The organism is Streptomyces sp. NPDC048278 (assembly GCF_040652195.1).
Classification (GTDB): Bacteria; Actinomycetota; Actinomycetes; order Streptomycetales; family Streptomycetaceae; genus Streptomyces.
The window spans coordinates 43,637-61,748 of the sequence record NZ_JBEZLP010000007.1 but is presented as its reverse complement, the minus strand read 5'-3'; the positions used below and the strand labels follow the sequence as shown (position 1 = coordinate 61,748).

The 18,112-nt window shown below is 71.6% G+C and carries 16 protein-coding genes; 6 read left to right on the top strand and 10 right to left on the bottom strand.

What is annotated here, in order from left to right; all coding sequences use genetic code 11:
- Positions 1-7: 7 nt before the first annotated feature.
- The 3 genes from AB0D74_RS14820 to AB0D74_RS14810 all read left to right on the top strand — a co-directional run bounded on the left by AB0D74_RS14820 (position 8) and on the right by AB0D74_RS14810 (position 3,203).
- Positions 8-373, top strand: coding sequence for a VOC family protein (locus AB0D74_RS14820; protein WP_362585256.1), 366 nt, complete (start codon positions 8-10; stop codon positions 371-373).
- A 175-nt stretch (positions 374-548) separates the two neighbouring features.
- A complete protein-coding gene (argG, locus tag AB0D74_RS14815; protein WP_362585253.1) occupies positions 549-1,997 on the top strand; it encodes an argininosuccinate synthase in 1,449 nt (482 codons plus the stop codon).
- A 393-nt stretch (positions 1,998-2,390) separates the two neighbouring features.
- Positions 2,391-3,203, top strand: a complete 813-nt coding sequence (locus AB0D74_RS14810; RefSeq protein WP_362585250.1) for a PhzF family phenazine biosynthesis protein — start codon at positions 2,391-2,393, stop codon at positions 3,201-3,203.
- Here the strand turns inward: AB0D74_RS14810 and AB0D74_RS14805 are convergent.
- On the bottom strand, positions 3,193-3,933 hold the full coding sequence (locus AB0D74_RS14805) for a type II CAAX endopeptidase family protein (RefSeq protein WP_362586007.1): 741 nt from the start codon (positions 3,931-3,933) through the stop codon (positions 3,193-3,195). The genes AB0D74_RS14810 and AB0D74_RS14805 overlap by 11 nt on opposite strands.
- Positions 3,934-4,208: 275 nt before the next feature.
- A complete protein-coding gene (locus AB0D74_RS14800; protein WP_362585247.1) occupies positions 4,209-5,729 on the bottom strand; it encodes a glutamate--cysteine ligase in 1,521 nt (506 codons plus the stop codon).
- A 558-nt stretch (positions 5,730-6,287) separates the two neighbouring features.
- Here AB0D74_RS14800 and AB0D74_RS14795 point away from each other — a divergent pair.
- Both AB0D74_RS14795 and AB0D74_RS14790 read left to right on the top strand, forming a co-directional pair.
- Positions 6,288-6,872 carry a hypothetical protein gene (locus AB0D74_RS14795; protein WP_362585244.1) on the top strand — a complete coding sequence of 195 codons (585 nt, stop codon included), beginning with the start codon at positions 6,288-6,290 and terminating at the stop codon, positions 6,870-6,872.
- Between the two features lie 266 nt (positions 6,873-7,138).
- A complete protein-coding gene (locus AB0D74_RS14790) occupies positions 7,139-7,345 on the top strand; it encodes a DUF5999 family protein (RefSeq protein ID WP_362586004.1) in 207 nt (68 codons plus the stop codon).
- A gap of 120 nt (positions 7,346-7,465) precedes the next feature.
- Here AB0D74_RS14790 and AB0D74_RS14785 read toward each other — a convergent pair whose 3' ends face one another.
- The 8 genes from AB0D74_RS14785 to AB0D74_RS14750 all read right to left on the bottom strand — a co-directional run bounded on the left by AB0D74_RS14785 (position 7,466) and on the right by AB0D74_RS14750 (position 17,194).
- On the bottom strand, positions 7,466-8,533 hold the full coding sequence (locus AB0D74_RS14785) for an endo-1,4-beta-xylanase (RefSeq protein WP_362585241.1): 1,068 nt from the start codon (positions 8,531-8,533) through the stop codon (positions 7,466-7,468).
- A 29-nt stretch (positions 8,534-8,562) separates the two neighbouring features.
- On the bottom strand, positions 8,563-9,396 hold the full coding sequence (locus AB0D74_RS14780; RefSeq protein WP_362585238.1) for a carbohydrate ABC transporter permease: 834 nt from the start codon (positions 9,394-9,396) through the stop codon (positions 8,563-8,565).
- Positions 9,393-10,388 (bottom strand): sugar ABC transporter permease, encoded by a 996-nt coding sequence (locus AB0D74_RS14775; RefSeq protein WP_362585235.1) that lies wholly within the window; start codon positions 10,386-10,388, stop codon positions 9,393-9,395. Before AB0D74_RS14775 ends, AB0D74_RS14780 begins: the two co-directional genes overlap by 4 nt.
- 8 nt (positions 10,389-10,396) lie before the next feature.
- A complete protein-coding gene (locus AB0D74_RS14770; protein ID WP_362585232.1) occupies positions 10,397-11,689 on the bottom strand; it encodes an extracellular solute-binding protein in 1,293 nt (430 codons plus the stop codon).
- A 147-nt stretch (positions 11,690-11,836) separates the two neighbouring features.
- Positions 11,837-13,351, bottom strand: coding sequence for a glycoside hydrolase family 43 protein (locus AB0D74_RS14765; RefSeq protein WP_362585229.1), 1,515 nt, complete (start codon positions 13,349-13,351; stop codon positions 11,837-11,839).
- A 101-nt stretch (positions 13,352-13,452) separates the two neighbouring features.
- Positions 13,453-15,270 (bottom strand): APC family permease, encoded by a 1,818-nt coding sequence (locus AB0D74_RS14760; RefSeq protein WP_362586001.1) that lies wholly within the window; start codon positions 15,268-15,270, stop codon positions 13,453-13,455.
- 184 nt (positions 15,271-15,454) lie between these two features.
- Positions 15,455-16,789, bottom strand: coding sequence for a diaminopimelate decarboxylase (gene lysA / locus AB0D74_RS14755; protein WP_362585226.1), 1,335 nt, complete (start codon positions 16,787-16,789; stop codon positions 15,455-15,457).
- A 48-nt stretch (positions 16,790-16,837) separates the two neighbouring features.
- A complete protein-coding gene (locus tag AB0D74_RS14750; RefSeq protein ID WP_362585223.1) occupies positions 16,838-17,194 on the bottom strand; it encodes an SAV_915 family protein in 357 nt (118 codons plus the stop codon).
- Positions 17,195-17,574: 380 nt separating this feature from the next.
- Here AB0D74_RS14750 and AB0D74_RS14745 point away from each other — a divergent pair, with 380 nt between their 5' ends.
- Complete coding sequence (locus tag AB0D74_RS14745) at positions 17,575-18,108, top strand: universal stress protein (RefSeq protein WP_362585220.1); 534 nt, start codon at positions 17,575-17,577, stop codon at positions 18,106-18,108.
- Positions 18,109-18,112 lie beyond the last annotated feature (4 nt).

Below are 18,112 nucleotides of genomic sequence, written 5' to 3'. Positions count from 1 at the left end.
AACAACCATGACCACATCCGTCCTGTCCATCGTCTACGTGAACGACGCTCCCGCCGCGGCTCGTTTCTACGGCGGCCTTCTCGGCATGAGCCCCTCGTTCGAGACTCCGGGCTACATCACCTTCGACCTCGGGCCCGGCGCCGGCCTCGCCCTGTGGTCCGGCCAGTTCGAGGACCTGTCACCGGACGTCCCGCGCACCAGCGAGGTGTGCCTGGCCGTCGACAGCGGACCCGACGAGATCGACGCGATCTTCGAGCAGTGGCGGTCCAAGGGCGTCACGATCCTGCGCGAGCCTCATGATCTGGGGTTCGGGCCGACCTTCCTCGCAGCAGATCCCGACGGGAACCGGATCCGCGTGGCACCGCGGGACTGAAAGGCCGCGGAGCGGCAGGCGCGAGTGCTCCACGCGAATGCGCCCTGAGCATCGAGGCCCGTAGGCAGCTCGTGAAGCGGTGCCGGACACCTCCCGTCGCCGCCGAGACAGGTCGCCTTCGGGCGAGCCCAACAGGGACGTTGCATGACCATGCGGTCTCATGCATAATCTTCCTATGTCCAAGGTCCTCACCTCCCTTCCCGCCGGCGAGCGCGTCGGCATCGCCTTCTCCGGCGGGCTCGACACCTCGGTCGCGGTCGCGTGGATGCGCGACAAGGGCGCCGTCCCGTGCACCTACACCGCCGACATCGGCCAGTACGACGAGCCCGACATCGCCTCGGTGCCCGGCCGTGCGCACACCTACGGCGCCGAGATCGCCCGCCTGGTGGACTGCAGGGCCGCGCTGGTCGAGGAGGGCCTCGCCGCGCTCACCTGCGGTGCGTTCCACATCCGCTCGGGCGGGAGGGCGTACTTCAACACCACCCCGCTCGGCCGTGCCGTCACCGGCACGCTGCTGGTGCGGGCGATGCTGGAGGACGACGTCCAGATCTGGGGCGACGGGTCGACCTTCAAGGGCAACGACATCGAGCGGTTCTACCGGTACGGGCTGCTTGCCAACCCGCACCTGCGGATCTACAAGCCCTGGCTGGACGCGGACTTCGTGACCGAGCTCGGCGGCCGCAAGGAGATGTCCGAGTGGCTGGTGGCCCACGGGCTGCCGTACCGGGACAGCACCGAGAAGGCGTACTCCACCGACGCCAACATCTGGGGTGCCACGCACGAGGCGAAGACCCTGGAGCACCTGGACAACGGCATCGAGACCGTCGAGCCGATCATGGGCGTGCGGTTCTGGGACCCCGAGGTCGAGATCCTGCCCGAGGACGTCACCATCGGCTTCGACCAGGGCCGGCCGGTGACCGTCAACGGCAAGGAGTTCGAGTCCGCCGTCGAACTGGTCATGGAGGCCAACGCGATCGGCGGTCGGCACGGGCTCGGCATGTCCGACCAGATCGAGAACCGGATCATCGAGGCGAAGAGCCGGGGCATCTACGAGGCGCCGGGCATGGCGCTGCTGCACGCGGCCTACGAGCGGCTGGTCAACGCGATCCACAACGAGGACACGGTCGCGCAGTACCACAACGAGGGCCGGCGGCTCGGACGCCTGATGTACGAGGGCCGGTGGCTGGACCCGCAGGCGCTGATGATCCGGGAGTCGCTGCAGCGGTGGGTCGGCGCGGCCGTCACCGGTGAGGTGACGCTGCGGCTGCGGCGCGGCGAGGACTACTCGATCCTCGACACGACCGGCCCTGCTTTCAGCTACCACCCCGACAAGCTGTCGATGGAGCGCACCGAGGACGCGGCGTTCGGTCCGGTGGACCGGATCGGGCAGTTGACCATGCGCAACCTCGACATCGCCGACTCCCGCGCGAAGCTGGAGCAGTACGCGGGGCTGGGGCTGATCGGCTCCGCCAACCCGGCGATCGGGGCGGCGCAGGCCGCGGCGACGGGCCTGATCGGCAGCATGCCGGAGGGCGGCGCCGAGGCGATCGCGTCCCGCGGGGAGGCCACGCAGGACGCGGACGAGCTGCTGGACCGGGCGGCGATGGAACTCGGCACGGACTGAGCGTTCCGCTCAGGAGGGCCGACCTGGTGACGGGTCGGCCCTTTCGTCTTGCCGGGGGCGCCGGGCGCCTACGCGCCGTGGGACGACCGGTCGGGGGCGAGTGCGACGCCGTCGCGGGTTCTCGCGCAGTTCCCCGCGCCCCCGAGGGGCGCGCCGTCGAGGGCCGGCCAATCGGGAGCCGGTGCGGCGCCGTCGTGGGTTTTCGCGCAGTTCTCCGCGCCCCTGAGGGGGGCTGGCCAGGTGCGGGCAGGCGTGCCGGTGGGGAGGCGCGGGTGGGCGGGCGGCATCTGGCGAGTGCTGGTGGGTGGTACTCGGCTCCGGCTGGGGAAATCGGGCCAGGGTTCTGGGATTGGCCTTGGTCGGGATCGGCGGGGGCGTCCTAGCGTCTGGGGCATGCGGATTCGGATTGTCGATGCCTTTGCGGAGCGGGCGTTCTCCGGGAACCCGGCCGGGGTCGTGCTGCTCGACTCCTTTCCTGACGACGGGTGGATGCAGAACGTCGCCATGGAGGTGAACCACGCCGAGACCGCGTTCGCGCACCCGCTGCCCGGGGGCGGCGACGCGGACTGGGCGTTGCGGTGGTTCACGCCCGTCACCGAGGTCGCGATGTGCGGGCATGCCACGCTGGCCACCGCGCACGTGCTGCACACCACGGGGGCGCACACCGGGCCCGTGCGGTTCGCCAGCCGGAGCGGGGTGCTGGTCGCGACGCCGGGCGGCGACGGATCGGTCACCCTCGACTTCCCCACCGCCCCGCTCACCCGGGTCGACGTACCCGACGGGGTCGCCGGCGCACTCGGCGCCGAACCGGCCGCCGCTTTCGACACCGGCCCGAACGTCGGCGACCTGCTCCTCGAACTCGCCGACGAGCAGACCGTGCGCGGCCTCTCCCCCGACCACAAGGCCCTCACCGCCCACTCCACGCGCGGGATCATCGCCACCGCCCGCGCCGAGGACCCGGCCGAGGGGTACGACTACGTCTCCCGCTGCTTCTTCCCGAACGTCGGGATCGACGAGGACCCGGTGACCGGCAGTGCCCACACCGCGCTCGCGCCGCACTGGGCCGGGCGGCTCGGCAGGGACGATCTGACGGGGCTGCAGGCCTCCCGGCGCACCGGGCTCGTCCGCACCTCGCTGCGCGGTGACCGCACCCTGCTGACCGGACGCGCCGTCACCGTCGTCGACGGCGAACTGCTCACGCCGTAGGCAGCCAGCCCACCTTGCCGGCGAGCAGCGCGTATCCGACGAACGCGCCGATGTCGAGCAGCGAATGCGCCACCACCAGGGGGCCCACCCGGCCCCACCGCCGGTACAGGTAGACGAAGACCACGCCCATCACCATGTTGCCGACGAAGCCGCCGATCCCCTGGTAGAGGTGGTAGGAGCCGCGCAGGACGGAACTGGCCACGAGCGCCGTGCCGGCGGTCCAGCCCAACTGGTCGAGCCGGCGCAGCAGGTAGCCGACGACGATGACCTCTTCGAGGATCGCGTTCTGCATCGCGGAGAGGATCAGCACGGGGTACTTCCACCACACGCCGGGCAGCGCCTCCGGCACCACCGTGAGGTTGAAGCCGAGACCGCGTGCGGCGAGGTAGAAGGCGATGCCGGTGCTGCCGATCACCGCGGCGATCCCGGCGCCGCGCCCGAGGTCGGGCCAGGGGCGGGTGCGGTCGAAGCCGAGCGTGCGCAGGCTCGCGCCCTCGCGCAGGAGGAGGTGGGCGACGAGGAGGACGGGGACGAGCGCCGTCGCGATGCCGAAGAGCTGCCAGGCCAGGTCCAGCCAGGGGCGGCCCGGCGCGGCCGACGCGTTGAGGGTCGCCGCCTGGTCCTTCAGGCCGCCCGGTTTGGTGACCGATCCGATGAAGCTGATCAGGGCGGACACCCCGCTCGCCCCGAGCGAAAGCCCCAGCACGAGCAGCGTCTCGTCCCTGAACATGCGCTGCGAGGGCCGCTCCAGTGGATAAGCACCGGCCACCTGATCCGCCTCCACCTGCACTCCTGCCTCCAGTCGGGCAAACCCACCACCCCATGCCATGGGACACCACAGCTTGCCCGATCAACCCGGGGCAGGTACGACCGACCCCCACAACAGCGCCCCGAAAGGGGCGCGGGGCTGTGTCTATGTGCGGCTCCGCCGCGCGGGCGCGACCAACCCCCACGCCGCCGCACCCGGCAACGCACCGCACCCCCCACAACGCAGCCCCGTCGGCCTCACCCCAACGGCACCGGCTCCAATAACCCCACCGGCCACATATGCACCGGATCCCCCTCGTTCATCAGCTCCGCATACCGCCGCGTCATCGCGGCCAGCGCCGCGTCCCTCGGCAGCCCCTGCTCCCGTGCCCGGTGGAACGTCGCCGCCTGCCAGGACGCGCCGTTGACCCGCCGCCGGCAGCGCTCCTCGATCACGCCCAGGTAGAAGTCCCGGTCGGCGGGCTCCACTCCCCACGCGTCCAGCCCCGCGTGGGCCAGCGGCAGCAGCTCGTCGCGGACCAGGGTGACCGCGTCCACCTCCGCGGTGCCGCCGCCGTACCGCGCGCGCCTCGGCCAGACCAGGCGCGCGTCGATGCCGTGGCGGCACGCCGCGTCGAAGTTCGCCTCGGCCGCGGCGAACGGCAGCCGGGTCCAGACCGGGCGGGACTCCTCCGCGAGGGCGCGGACCAGGCCGTAGTAGAACGCCGCGTTGGCGACGACGTCGGTGACGGTGGGGCCGGCCGGCAGCACGCGGTTCTCGACGCGCAGGTGGGGGACGCCGTCGGCGATGCCGTAGACCGGCCGGTTCCAGCGGTACACCGTGCCGTTGTGCAGGACGAGTTCCGCGAGCTTCGGCACTCCGCCCGCGTCGAGGACGGCCAGCGGGTCCTCCTCGTCGCAGATCGGCAGGAGCGCCGGGAAGAAGCGCAGGTTCTCCTCGAACAGCTCGAAGGCGGAGCTGATCCAGCGTTCCCCGAACCAGGTGCGCGGCCGTACGCCCTGCGCCTGGAGCTCGGGCGGGCGGGTGTCGGTGGCCTGGAGGAACAGCGGGGGACGGGACTCCCGCCAGAGTTCGCGGCCGAACAGGAACGGGGAGTTCGCGCCCACCGCGATCTGCGCGGCGACCGCCGCCTGCGCCGCGTTCCACACGTCGGCGAAGCGGGCCGGGGTGACCTGGAGGTGCAGTTGCACGGAGGTGCAGGCGGCCTCCGGGACGATCGACTTCGACGTGCACACGAGGTGCTCGACGCCCTCGATGTCGAGCAGGAAGTCCTCACCCCTGGCGGCCACGATCTGGTCGTTGAGCAGGGTGTACCGGTCCACCTCGGAGAGGTTCGCGGAGACCAGGTCGTCCCGCTCCAGGGTGGGCAGGATGCCGGTCATCACGATCCCGGCGTCCACCTCGGCCGCCTTGCGGTCGGCGTACGCCAGGGAGGTGCGGAGTTCCTCGGCGAGCCGGTCGAAAACCCGGCCGTCGAGCCGGTGTGGGGCTATGTTCACTTCCAGGTTGAACATGGCGAGTTCTGTTTGGAAATCACGGCTCGCGATACGTTCGAGAACCTGTCCGTTCAACATTCTCGGCATGCCGTCGGAACCCGCCAGATTCAATTCGATCTCGACGCCCATGAGGTTCTTGGGGCGGTCGAACCGCTTCTCCACCAGCAGCCGCTCCAGCCCCGTCAGGCAGTCCTGGAGCTTTTCGCGGTAGTGCCGGCGATCGGACAGGTCGAACCGGCCCGCCACGACCTTCTCCCCCATCGAAGCGTCCCTCCTCGAATGGGCGGGCCGGGCTTCCGGCCGCCGCGGTGTCCCGAGTCCAGGTGGGATGATGCCCAGCGGAGGCGATCGATAACGTCGCGCGCTCCATCGTCACCCGCTACTCTGTTGGAATGTGTCCCGCGGCACATTCACGAGGCATGACGCCGCACGCAACTTCGGGTTCCCCGTACCCCTCGTGAAAAACGCCGATGACATCCGGCCGACCGCGACGGCCTCGTAATCCGAGGTCAGCGGTGTTCCGACGGGCTGGAAAACGGGAGGATTCCACACGAATCAACGGCCGAATTGCGCCTTGCTCTCTTCTGTTAAACATCCCGGTGAAACACCACCTGAACAGGCGTCGTATAAACTCCGCGAACAAGGCAGAAGGCTGGCGCCCACGGTCTGGTTCCTGCCGCCCGAGCGACGTGCGGCAGGCAACGCCCGCACCCCTCGTCACCCCACCGGGCCCCCGCCTCTCTGACTTCCTGTGAGCTGACAGCGCCGTCCGCCCCTGCCCTCGCGCCGCCGCGCCTGTCGAATGAGAGGCGACCCACCATGCCGCTGCACGTCCCTCCTGCCCCCGCGCCCGCACTGCGTTCCGTCCTCACCGCCCTCGGTTCCCCCACCGCGGTCCGCGAGGCCCGCACCCCCTCCCTGCGCACCGCCCAGGGACCCGCGACCCCCGACCTCCCGCTGCCCGTGCACGTGATGGACCGGATCACCCCGGAGGGCGTGTCCGCCACCCGGCTGGCCGGCTGGCGCTTCCTGATCCGCTGCGGCGACCGGGCGGTGGCCGCGGCCGAGACGATGCTCACCCCGGACGGCTGGGCCTTCTCGCACTTCTTCGAGGGCCCCTACATCGCTTCCACCGAGCGCGCCCTGCACCAGGCCGAGGCACTGCAACAGACGTACCAGCCGCGTCTGTTGTCCCTCCCGGGGCTCTACATGCTCGCTCTGTGGCTGCACGGCGACTGCACGGCGGACGGCGCCGAGGGACACCCGGCCGCCACCGACCTGCTGGTGCCGCTGGCGCCCGCCCCGCCCGGTATCGCGGCCCACCGGCCGCACCTGGTCGCCGAGTTGCTCCCGGTGCTGACCGACCGGATCGCCCCGGCCCCCCTGCTCATCACGCCCGCCTGAACCCGCCCGCACCGGTACCCCGCCACCGCAGGACAGGGGGCGGGGTACCGGTGCACCGTCCGGACTAGCCCCATCCGGCCATGCGAAACCATCCGAATCGGCAACCCTCTGGAAGTGAACCGTCCGCCCGGGTGACGCGTCTCCAACCTGTGAGAGGCGGTGCAGCGAAATCCCTGCGGAGCAACGCCAGGAAGGCAAGACTGGTTTCCGACCGTCACATCACCACGGGGGACGACATGACCAAGACCGAGCGAGAGACCCTATCCATGTGCCAGCACCAGCCGCCGTGTCCGACAGCCGAATCCGCCGACCGGGAGTCCGCCCGCCTCACGGCGCACCACCCGGAGCAGGGGTGGAGCCTGCTGTGCAACGGCGTTCTGCTCTTCGAGGACACCGGTGAGCTCCTGCCCGACGGCCAGATCATCGCGCCGCACCGCCCGCTCGGTGCCGGCCACGTGGTGACCGCCGCCTGACAGACCCGCTCACAGACCCACCGCACCACCCCGGGCGGCCCCGCCGCTCCGCCCGGTGACCAGCAGGGGCCGGACGCACACACATGGTGCGCACCGGCCCCGACGTGCGTCCGGGGACGGTCACCCGGTGTAGCCGAGCGTTGTGCGCAGCGCGAAGTAGGCCGGTTTGGGCGCGAGTTGCTCGTCCCAGGGCAGGGCCGCGCCCTCACCCGGGAAGAACGCCGGGATCCACGAATACTTGTCCGTGTAGTCCCAGACGGTGATCCCCACGCACCTGCGCACCGCGAGACACGCCTTGGTCAGATCCGAGTACCAGGTCGCCTGTTCGGCCAGCTTCTCGGCGGTGGCCGGCAGTTGCATCCGTACGTCCACCTCGGTGAGCGCGGTGTCCAGGCCGAGGCCGGAGAAGCGGCGGAGGTTCTCCTCCAGGGTGGTCGGATAGCCGTACTGGAGGGCGAGGTGGGCCTGGAGGCCGATGCCGTCCAGCGGCACGTGCTGTGCCTTCAGCTGCCGGGCGAGCGCGTAGTAGGCGTCGCTCTTCGCGCCGAGGCCCTCGATGTTGTAGTCGTTCAGGTAGAGCCTGGCGTGCGGGTCGGCCTGGTGGGCCCAGCGCAGCGCGTCCGCGATGTAGCCGGGGCCGAGCGTCTTGTACCAGAGGGTCTCGCGGTAGCTGCCGTCCTCGTTGAAGGCCTCGTTGACGACGTCCCAGGAGTAGACCTTGCCCCGGTAGTGCCGTACCTCGGTCTGGATGTGGTTCTTCAGGACCGCCCGCAGTTCGGGGGCCGTCCAGTCGCGTGAGGTGAGCCAGTCGGGCAGCTGGCTGTGCCAGACCAGGGTGTGGGCGCGGACCCGCTGGTGGTTCTTCCGGGCCAGGTTCACGATCTGGTCGCCGTCGGTCCAGTCGAAGACGCCCTGTTGGGGTTCGGTGGCGTACCACTTCATGCCGTTGCCGGGTGTGATCATGTCGAACTCGGTGCCGAGCAGCTTCGTGTAGGCGGTGTCGGTGAGTTCGGGGTTGTCGGTGGCGCTGCCGAAGTAGCGCCCGTGGCGCTGGGCCAGTTCGGCGAGGGTGGGCGGCCGGTCGTGGGCCTGGGCGGCGGGGCCGGTGGCCACCCCGGCGGCCACGAGTACGGCCGCGAGGGCGCCGGTGAGTCTGAGGCGGGTACGGCTGAGCCGGGTACGGGACATCGTGCGACTCCTGTCCGTGGAAGGGGTGTTCAGCCCTTGGTGGCGCCGGCGGTGAGGCCGCCGACCAGCTGGCGCTCGGCGACCGAGTAGAAGGCCAGGGCGGGGACCATGGCGAGGACCAGGTAGGCGAAGACCCGGGCGGTGTCGGTGGCGTACTGGCCCTGGAACTGCTGCACGCCGACCGGGATCGTCCACCACTTCGGATCGGTGAAGACCAGCAGCGGCAGGAAGAAGTTGTTCCAGCTGGTGACGACCGCGAGCACGGAGACGGTGCCGAGCGCGGGCCGGGCCATGGGCAGCAGGATCCGCCAGAAGAACGCGAACGGCCCGCAGCCGTCGAGGGTGGCGGCCTCCTCCAGCTCGCCGGGGATCTCCCGGAAGAAGCCGCGCAGGATGATGATGGTCATCGGCAGCCCGAACGCGGCCTGCGGAAGGATCACGCCCAGCGGGTTGTCCAGCAGGCCCATGGAGCGCAGCAGCAGGAAGAGGGGCAGGGCGGCCACCGCGAAGGGGAACATCAGGCCCATCGTGAACACGGTGAACAGCACTTCCCGTCCGCGGAACGCGAACCGCGCGAAGGAGAAGGCGGCGAGCGCCGAGACCGCGACCACGAGGACGGTGGTGGCGACGGCGATCAGCGTGCTGTTGCCGACCATCCGCCAGAACGCGCCGGAGCCGAGGATCCCGCCGTAGTTGGAGGTGATCCAGGACTCGGGCAGCCCGACCGGGTTGCTGGACAGTTCGCCGGTCGTCTTGAACCCGGAGAGCAGGGCGTACAGCAGGGGTACGACCATCAGGGCGCCGACCACCACGAGGACCAGGTGCAGCGGAAGTGTGCGTACGGTCTTGCGGCTGTCGCTCATGCGCCGTCCCCCCGCATGTTCGTGGTGGCGCCCGCCAGATCGCGGCGGAGCACGAACCGCTGGTAGGCGAGGGCGAAGACGAGGCTGACGCCGAACATGGCGACGCTGATCGCGCTGGCGTAGCCCACCTGGTAGCGCTTGAAGCCGTACTGGAACATGGTCACGGCCATGGTCTCCGAGTGGTGGTCGGGGCCGCCCGCGGTGACCACCCATACCAGGTCGAAGAGCTGGATGGAGCCGATCACCGACAGGAAGACGCTGATCCGCAGGGTGGGCGCGAGCAGCGGCAGGGTGACGTGCCGGAAGCGCTGCCAGGGCGAGGCGCCGTCGACGGTCGCGGCCTCCGTCAACTCGGCCGGTATGGACTGGAGTCCGGCCAGGTAGAGCATCATGTGGAAGCCGAAGTACTTCCAGGTCATGACCAGGAAGAGGGTGGCCATGACGGTGGAGGGGTCGGCGAACCACTTCCCGCCGAGCGCGCCGAGGCCGAGGTCGCTCAGCACGTGGTCGGCGAGCCCGTCGCCGGGGGCGAAGATCATGCCGAACAACACGCCGGTGATCGCCTCGGAGAGCACGTACGGCGCGAAGAACAGCATCCGGTAGACGGCCCGGCCGCGGATCCGCTGGTTGAGCAGGACCGCCATGGCGAGCGCGAACGGCAGTTGCAGCGCCAGCGACAGCACGACCAGGAGCAGGCAGCGCCACAGGTCGCCGAGGAAGACGTCGTCCTGGAAGAGCCGGGTGAAGTTGTCGGCGCCGGTGTAGTCGGAGGGCATGCCGAAGCCGCCCCAGCGGAAGAACGAGGCGTACACGGCGAACAGGATCGGCAGCAGGACCAGAGCGCCGAACAGGACCAGGGCGGGCAGCTGGAAGCCCATCGCGGTGAGCCAGTGCAGCAGCCGGCGCCGGGAGCGGGCCCGGCCCTGGGCCGGGAGCGGCCGGGGCGCGGTGTCCGGTCCCGGCCGGGTGCCGGGCAGGTAGGTCGAGGTCATCGGGCGGCCTACTGCTCTTCCTTCGCGGTCTTGGTGATCGCCTGGGCGACGTCCTGGGGCGACTTGGACCCGGCTATCAGGCTGGCGACGCTGTCGTTGACCTGCTGGCCGACGGCGGGCGCGTAGGCCTGGTCGAGGTAGAGCTGGAAGCCGGTGGCCGCCTTCAACTGGGCCTGTACGAGCTTGAGGTTGGCGTCGGTCAGGGCGCTCTCGGCGGCGGGGACGACGGGGAGCACTCCGGTCTTCTTCACCAGTTCCGCGTCCGTCGTCTCGGAGGCGAAGAACTTCAGGAAGTCGAGGGCGGCCTGCGGGGCGTCGGCCCGCAGCGCGTGTCCGCCGCCGCCTCCGAACACCTCGGTGAGGGCGCCCTTGCCGCCCTCGACGGCCGGGAAGGGGAAGAAGCCGAGGTCGGCGCCGATGCCCTTGCCCGCGTCGGCCTCGACGTTCGGGGCCCACTGGCCCATCAGCTCCATCGCGGCCTTGGCGTTGCCGACGGTGGCGGCCTGGCCGGTCGGGGTGGAGTAGGCGGCGCCCAGGAACCCCTTCTGGAAGGGCTGGAGGTCGACGAGGTCCTTCAGGTGCTGTCCGGCCTCGACGAACCCGGCACCGGTGAAGTCCTTGTCGCCGTCCGCCTTCTTGAGGGCGTCGATGCCGGCGGTGCGCATCGCGAGGTACGCCCAGTAGTACATGCCCGTCCAGCTCTCCTTGCCGGCCAGGGCGAGCGGGGTGACACCGGCGGCCTTCAGCTTCTTCACGGCGTCCAGGAAGCCGCTCCAGGTGGTCGGGGGCGTGCTGATCCCGGCCTTCTTGAAGAGCGCCTTGTTGTACCAGAACCCGACCATGCCGATGTCGAAGGGGATGCCGTACGTCTTGTTGTCGAGGATGTACGGCTGCTTGGCCACCGGGAGCAGGCCGTCGGCCCAGGACTTGGTGGGGTCGGTGAGGTCCTTGACGAGTCCGGCGTCGACCTGCTGCTGGAGGACGCCGCCGCCCCAGGTGTGGAAGATGTCGGGGAGCTTCCCGGAGGCGGTCAGCGCCGTCATCTTCGTTTTGTAGGCGTCGTTCTCCAGCTGGACGATCTTCAGCTTGACCTTGGGGTTCTGCGCCTCGAACTTCTTGGCGAGGGCCGCCCAGACGCCCTTCGCCGGCTCGGTCGTGGAGATGTTCCACCACTCGACGGTGGTGATTCCCCCCGACGTCCCCGAGTCCGAGCCGCCGCAGCCGCTGAGGGCGGTCATGCCCAGACCGACGGCCGCGCCGGCCGCCAGGAAACCGCGACGGGACAGTGCCGGGTCGCCCATGATGCGCTCCTTGGGGTACGGGACGACCGACGCCGTCCTGGTTCGTAGTGCTCTGGGGCCGCCGTTTTCGAAACATTCGGTGTTTTCATCGAACGTTCCGAACGGCGACTCTAGAAAGGCGCATCAGGAGCGTCAAGGTGTCGCGCATCAGCTCATCGGCGTGTACGCGAACCAGTCGAAGGCGGCCCGCCCCTCGGTGACGTACATGCCGATGACCCGGCCGGTGAACCCGCCCGCCACCTCGGTGGAGAGATAACGGCCGTCGAGTTCGGCCAGTCGGACGACACCGTCGGACGTTTCGATCGAAAGGGTCACGGCGTCGGGCCCGCCGGGGCGCACACCGGACCCGTGGTCCTGGCCCGGTGCGGTGCCGGTGGGCGCCGGCACCCGGGCCGTGCGGATCTCCACGACGAGGGTCGAAGGACCTGCCGGCACCGGGGTTTCGGCGATCCGCTGCCGTACCGGCCCGATCCGCACGACCACGCTCGCCACTCCCCCGCTCACTTCGAGGTCGTAGTGGTGGGCCTCGTCGATGCGGACCGTCAGGCCCGCGCGGCCCGGGCCCGGTTCGAGCAGGGCGGCGGCCCGGCAGTCGGCGTGCTGCTGGCGCCGGCCGACGAAGGTGTGCCCGGCGCGGTCGAGGCTGTCCCCGGTGGCCGTGAGCGTCAGCCGTCCGGGGCGCTCGGTCAGCGACCAGGACCCGTCCGGCCGGCTGCGCGGGGAGATCCAGTGCGGCGCGAGGGCGGGGGCCGTGAAGTCGTCGCGTGCGGGCGGCTGTTCGACCGGGTGCCAGGCGGCCGGGGCTTCGTGCCGCTCCCGCACCGGGCCCATGCGCGGCCAGCCGTCCGCCCACTCCACCGGGGCCAGGAAGGTCTCCCGGCCGAGGACGTGGAACTCGGGGAACCAGCCGCGCGGCCGGGTGCCGAGCAGCACCGCCCACCACCTGCCGTCGGCGGCCTGGACCAGGTCGGCGTGGCCGGTGCACTGGATCGGCTCCCGGGTGCCCCGGTGCGAGACCAGCGGATTGCCGGGCGCCGGCTCCCAGGGGCCGCGCGGCGAGCGGGCGCGGGCCACGGACACCCCGTGCCCGAGCGCGGTGCCGCCCTCGGCGACCAGCAGGTACCACCATTCCCCGACCCGGTACAGGTGCGGTGCCTCCGGGTCCCGCAGCCCCGTCCCGGACCACATCGGCAGCGGCCCCTCCAGGACCTTGCCGGTCCGGGTGTCGATCCTGGCCACCGCGACCCCGGCCACGGCGCACCAGCAGTCGCCGTTCGTGTCCCAGGCGAGGTCCGGGTCGATGCCGGGGACGTCGATCCACACCGGGTCGGACCAGGGCCCTTCGGGCCGCTCGGCGGTGACGAGGAAGGTCCCGCCGGCACTCACGTTGGTCGTGATGACGTGGAAGAGCCCGTCGTGGTGCCGGATGGTCGGGGCGTACACCCCGCCCGAGGCCGGGGTGTCGTCGGGGAGGCCCAACTGCTCCGGCCGGTCGAGGACGTTGCCGAGCTGCCGCCAGTGCACCAGGTCCCGGCTGTGGAAGAGCGGGACGCCGGGGAAGTACTCGAAGCTGGAACAGACGAGGTAGTAGTCGTCCCCGACCCGGCACACGCTCGGGTCGGGATGGAAGCCGGGGATGACCGGGTTGCCGTACGTGCGCATGGGTGTGCCCCTCCCCTGGCCCTGTCGAAAGTTTCGACGGGGTCGGCGAACATTACGGGGCGCACTGTAGGAGTCCGTTCAAGGAGCCGACAAGGCGGCCGTCAGAGCTTCAGCCGGTACGGCAGCATGCACACCACGACGTCGGTGCGGGCCCTCAGGACGGTGGCGAGGAGCAGGCCGCGCTGGTTCTGCAGGATCTCGTAGCGCCGGTGCCGGGGCTCGACCTCCGGGATGAGTACGGCCACCTGGCGGCCGTCCGCCGCCGCCCGCTGCACGTAGTCGACGATCGGCTGCACCAGCGAGCGGTGCGGGCTGTCGACGATGTCGAGGCGCACGCCGGGGTTCCAGCGCGCCCAGGCCTCCTCCAGCGCCCGGGACCTGGCCGGGTCGGCGTGCACCGCGACCGCGACCACCTCGTCGCCGAGGGCGAGGGCGGCCCCGAGAGCGTGCCGGGCGAGCTTGCTGACCTCGCCGATCGGCACGATCACCAGACTGGCGGTGCGCCGGGCCGGCGGCTCCGGGATCCGGCCGAGGCCCAGTTCCTCGCCCACCTCGGTGTAGTAGCGCTGGATGCGGGCGAACAGCAGCATCATCAGCGGTACGGCGATCACGACCACCCAGGCGCCGGAGAGGAACTTGGTGAACAGCAGGATGACCCCGGCGAGGGTGGTGAGCACGGCGCCGGTGCCGTTGATCAGCGCGCGGCGCTTCCAGCCGGCCGGACGCCGGGTCGCCCAGTGCCGGACCAGGCCGGTCTGGCTGAGGGTGAAGCCGATGAAGACGCCGATGGCGAAGAGCGGGAGCAGCCGGTGGGTGTCGGCGTCGGTGGCCACCAGGAGCAGGGCGGCCAGCAGCGCCAGAGCCACCACGCCGTAGCGGTAGACCGGGCGTTCGGCGCGCAGGCCGAAGAGGTGGGGCAGCCGGTGGTCGCGGGCGAGCAGGCTCATCAGCACCGGCAGCCCGCCGAAGCTGGTGTTGGCGGCGAGGCCCAGGACGAGGGTGACGATCAGGTTGGTGGCGTAGTAGGGCCAGCCGGTGCCGTAGGCGCCCGCGGTGAGCTGGGCGAGGACGGTGACCCCGCCGCGCGGGGCGACATGGTCGCGGCGGATCAGGACGGCCAGGCCGATCAGCATGGTCCCGAGGAGCGCGCCGAGCATCAGTTCGGTGCGCTGGGCGCGCTTGACGCCGGGGGTGCGGAAGGTCGGTACGGCGTTGGCGATGGCCTCGACGCCGGTCAGGGCCGAGCAGCCGGACGAGAACGCCTTGAGGATCAGCAGCGCGCTCAGCGCCTCGGTCGCGTGCACGGGCTGGTCGGTGCCGACGACGGCGACCGGGTGCGCGCGCAGCAGGCCGAGCAGGATCACACCGAGGATCGCCACGATGAACAGGAGGGTGGGCAGCATCAGCACCCGGGCGCTCTCGGTGACGCCCCGCAGGTTCACGGCCGCCAGCAGGGCCAGGCCGACCAGGCAGACGAGCAGTTTGTCGTGGGCGAGGGCCGGAAAGGCCGAGGCGAGCGCGTCGGCACCGGCGGCGAGGCTGACCGCGACGGTGAGGACGTAGTCGACGACCAGGCTGGCGGCGGCCAGCAGGCTCGCCGTGCCGCCGAGATCGGCCTTGGCGACGGCGTAGGCGCCACCGCCGTCCGGGTGAACGGCGATGACCTGCCCGTACGAGACGACGAGAGCGGCGAGCAGGAAGGTGATCGCGAGGGTGATGGGCAGGGTGGCGGTGAGCGCCCCGGTGCCCGCGACCACCAGGGCCAGCACGATCGCCTCGGGACCGTACGCCACCGAGCTGAGCGCGTCCAGGGAGAGCGCGGCCAGGCCTTCCAGGCTGCTCAGGCGGTGCTTGTCGCCCTCGCCCGGGCGCAGCGGAACCCTCGGACGCAGTTCACGGCGTGCCAGGCCATACGCCATCGGTACCTCGTCACGGCCGGTGGGACGGTCGGCAACAGTGTCCTCCGCGCCCGGTCCGCGCGCCCGTGGGCGGGCCCGGGCGGGCCGGCCGGTGTGCGTGCCGTTCCCGGGCCGGGACATGGAGCACCTCCGGGCGGGGGCCGGGCCGCCGCTCGCCCGGAGGTGGGTCGGGGTGCGGGCGAGGTCAGAGCCCGACGTCCCGGCGGCGGATGTCGTCCAGGGACTCGCGCCGGACCAGCAGCCGGGCGTGGCCGTCGCGGACGGCGGTGACCGGCGGGCGGCCGACCAGGTTGTAGCCGGACGCCATGGAGAGGTGGTAGGCGCCGGCCACCGGGACCGCGAGCAGGTCGCCGGGGCGCAGGTCGGAGGGGAGTTCGACGTCGGCGGCCAGGACGTCGCCCGCCTCGCAGTGCCGGCCGACGACGGTCACCGGGGCGGTGGGCGCCGCGCTCGACCGGCCGATGAGCCGGGGCGCGTACCGGACGCCGTAGAGCGCGGGCCGCGGGTTGTCGCTCATGCCGCCGTCGACGGCGACGAAGGTGTGGTCGCCGGTCTTCTTGACGGCGAGGACGCGGTACACGGCGATCCCGGCCGGACCCACGACGGCCCGGCCCGGCTCGATGATCAGGCGGGGCACCGGGAGCCCGGCCGCCGCGCACGCGTCCGTCAGTTCGGCGCGCACCCTGCGGGCCAGGGCGGTGAGGTCGAGGGCCTCCTCGCCGGGCCGGTAGGCGATGCCGTGGCCGCCGCCGAGGTCCAGCTCGGGCAGCACCAGTCCGTGCTGTTCGTACAGCCGGGCCATGAGCCCGACCATCCGGCGCACGGCGGCGAGGTACGGCTTGACGCTGGTGATCTGGGAGCCCAGGTGGCAGTGCAGTCCGGTGAGTTCGAGCTGGGGCTGGTCCAGTATCCGGGCGATGGCGTGCTGGGCGTATCCGTCGGCGATGGAGAGCCCGAACTTCTGGTCGTCGGTGCCGGTGCGGATCTTCTCGTGGCCGCCCGCGCTGATCCCGGGCACCACCCGGACCATGACCTTCTGATGGCCGTCGGGTCCTACGGCGGCGGCGAGCCGGGCGATCTCGGAGGGGCTGTCGATGACGATCCGTCCGACGCCCAGCCGCAGCGCGGTCTCCAGGTCGCGCGGCGACTTGGCGTTGCCGTGCAGCACGATCCGCTCCGGCGGGAACCCGGTGGTGACCGCCAGTTCCAGCTCGCCGGCCGAGCAGACGTCCAGGCCGAGGCCCTCCTCCTCGGTCCAGTGGACCATCGCCCGGCACAGGAACGCCTTGGCGGCGTAGAGGACTTCGGCGTCGGGGAAGGCGTGCCGGTAGGTGCGGCAGCGCTCGCGGACCTCGTTCTCGTCGAGGACGTAGACGGGGGTGCCGAAGCGGTCGGCGACCTCGGCGAGCGGGACCCCGCCGACGGCGAGGTCGCCGGGCCGGGGCTCGGTGGTGGAGGCGGGCCACACCGACAGATCGGCGGGCGTGGTGGTGACGACGGGTTCGTGCAGGGTGGTCATCGACCGCTCCCCTCTCAGACGAATCAGGCGGTTCAGACGGTCAGGCGGTCAGGCGGTCAGGCTCTGCGGGCGGTCCGCGGCGACCCGGCGACGGGGCGCGAACGGCGCCACCGGTACGGGGGCCGGCGCCGACAGCTGCGGGTCGACGGTCACGGTGGTGACGCCGAGCGGTGCGGCCAGGGCACGCAGCGCGGGTGCGGCGAGCCGGATCCAGGCCTGGTCGGGGCCGAGCGTGGCGGCGAGTGCACGGGCCGAGGTGAAACCCACGGCGGTGCGCTCACCGAGCGGGGTGCGGAAGAACCGGGCCGCGCATCCCGCGGGTCCCGGCCGGACCGGTACGAACAGGGGTCCGGCCGGGGAGCGATCGGAAGGCTCCGAGTCGTCACCGCACACGCGTTCTGGCATGGCATGCCTCCTGGCACAGGACGGAACTGGTGCCCCGGGGCGGGGAGGCCGGCCGGGGCTTGCCCAAGACGCTATGCCCGCTCCCGGCACCCCTCCGATGCCTCATGACGGGACGCTGACGGTGATCGGGGCGACGTTGACGGGACGCTGACGGAGCGGTCTTCGATGCAGGTGGCGGCCGTCACAGCGGCATGCACAGGGGTAGCGCAAGAGCATGCGGAGCGGCATGAACAGCGGTATGCGCAGCGCCCGTCAGAGGGGCGCCAAGAAGTGCTCCGGGCACTGGCCGTCACCCGTTCGGCGGAGTGTCATGGAACCGGATCGGGGTACCCGTCCGCCCCGGGATCGGCCCGGGACTTCTACGGAAGATCGGTGGAGTGATGTCCGGTGACGACGCCCTCGCGCCCGTTCGGGTCGTGGTCGGCGTGAGCGGTTCGCTGGGCAGCGTCACGGCCCTGTCCCGGGCCGCGGCGGAGGCCCGGCGCCGGGACGCGGAACTGTGGCCGGTGCTCGTGTGGGAGCCGCCGGGCGGCGAACTGGCGACGCGGCGCTCGCCGGCCTCGATGCTGCTGGTCGACGAGTGGCAGCGGATGGCCCGGCAGCGGCTGCTCGACGTGCTGGCGGAGGTCTTCGGCGACGCCGGGCCCGGCACCCCGCTGCACGGCCTCGTGGTGCGCGGCACCCCGGGGCTGTCCCTGGTGGAGACGGCGGACCGGGAGGACGACGTGCTGGTCGTCGGCGCGGGGCGGCGCGGCTGGCACCGGGCCTTCTCGGGCCGGGTGGCCCGCTACTGCCTGTCCCACGCGCACTGCCCGGTGCTGGCCGTGCCGCCGTCCCCGCTGGAGGAGGCGCTGGCCGCCGCGCACCGCCGCAACAGCTGGCATCTGCCGCTGGACTCACGGCAGTTGTCGTAGCAGC

Bases quoted from the DNA above. Each gene is read 5' to 3' on its own strand.
- AB0D74_RS14820 (WP_362585256.1), top strand. From the start codon at position 8: ATGACCACATCCGTCCTGTCCATCGTCTACGTGAACGACGCTCCCGCC.
- argG (WP_362585253.1), top strand. From the start codon at position 549: ATGTCCAAGGTCCTCACCTCCCTTCCCGCCGGCGAGCGCGTCGGCATC.
- AB0D74_RS14810 (WP_362585250.1), top strand. From the start codon at position 2,391: ATGCGGATTCGGATTGTCGATGCCTTTGCGGAGCGGGCGTTCTCCGGG.
- AB0D74_RS14805 (WP_362586007.1), bottom strand. From the start codon at position 3,933: ATGTTCAGGGACGAGACGCTGCTCGTGCTGGGGCTTTCGCTCGGGGCG.
- AB0D74_RS14800 (WP_362585247.1), bottom strand. From the start codon at position 5,729: ATGGGGGAGAAGGTCGTGGCGGGCCGGTTCGACCTGTCCGATCGCCGG.
- AB0D74_RS14795 (WP_362585244.1), top strand. From the start codon at position 6,288: ATGCCGCTGCACGTCCCTCCTGCCCCCGCGCCCGCACTGCGTTCCGTC.
- AB0D74_RS14790 (WP_362586004.1), top strand. From the start codon at position 7,139: ATGTGCCAGCACCAGCCGCCGTGTCCGACAGCCGAATCCGCCGACCGG.
- AB0D74_RS14785 (WP_362585241.1), bottom strand. From the start codon at position 8,533: ATGTCCCGTACCCGGCTCAGCCGTACCCGCCTCAGACTCACCGGCGCC.
- AB0D74_RS14780 (WP_362585238.1), bottom strand. From the start codon at position 9,396: ATGAGCGACAGCCGCAAGACCGTACGCACACTTCCGCTGCACCTGGTC.
- AB0D74_RS14775 (WP_362585235.1), bottom strand. From the start codon at position 10,388: ATGACCTCGACCTACCTGCCCGGCACCCGGCCGGGACCGGACACCGCG.
- AB0D74_RS14770 (WP_362585232.1), bottom strand. From the start codon at position 11,689: ATGGGCGACCCGGCACTGTCCCGTCGCGGTTTCCTGGCGGCCGGCGCG.
- AB0D74_RS14765 (WP_362585229.1), bottom strand. From the start codon at position 13,351: ATGCGCACGTACGGCAACCCGGTCATCCCCGGCTTCCATCCCGACCCG.
- AB0D74_RS14760 (WP_362586001.1), bottom strand. From the start codon at position 15,270: ATGGCGTATGGCCTGGCACGCCGTGAACTGCGTCCGAGGGTTCCGCTG.
- lysA (WP_362585226.1), bottom strand. From the start codon at position 16,789: ATGACCACCCTGCACGAACCCGTCGTCACCACCACGCCCGCCGATCTG.
- AB0D74_RS14750 (WP_362585223.1), bottom strand. From the start codon at position 17,194: ATGCCAGAACGCGTGTGCGGTGACGACTCGGAGCCTTCCGATCGCTCC.
- AB0D74_RS14745 (WP_362585220.1), top strand. From the start codon at position 17,575: ATGTCCGGTGACGACGCCCTCGCGCCCGTTCGGGTCGTGGTCGGCGTG.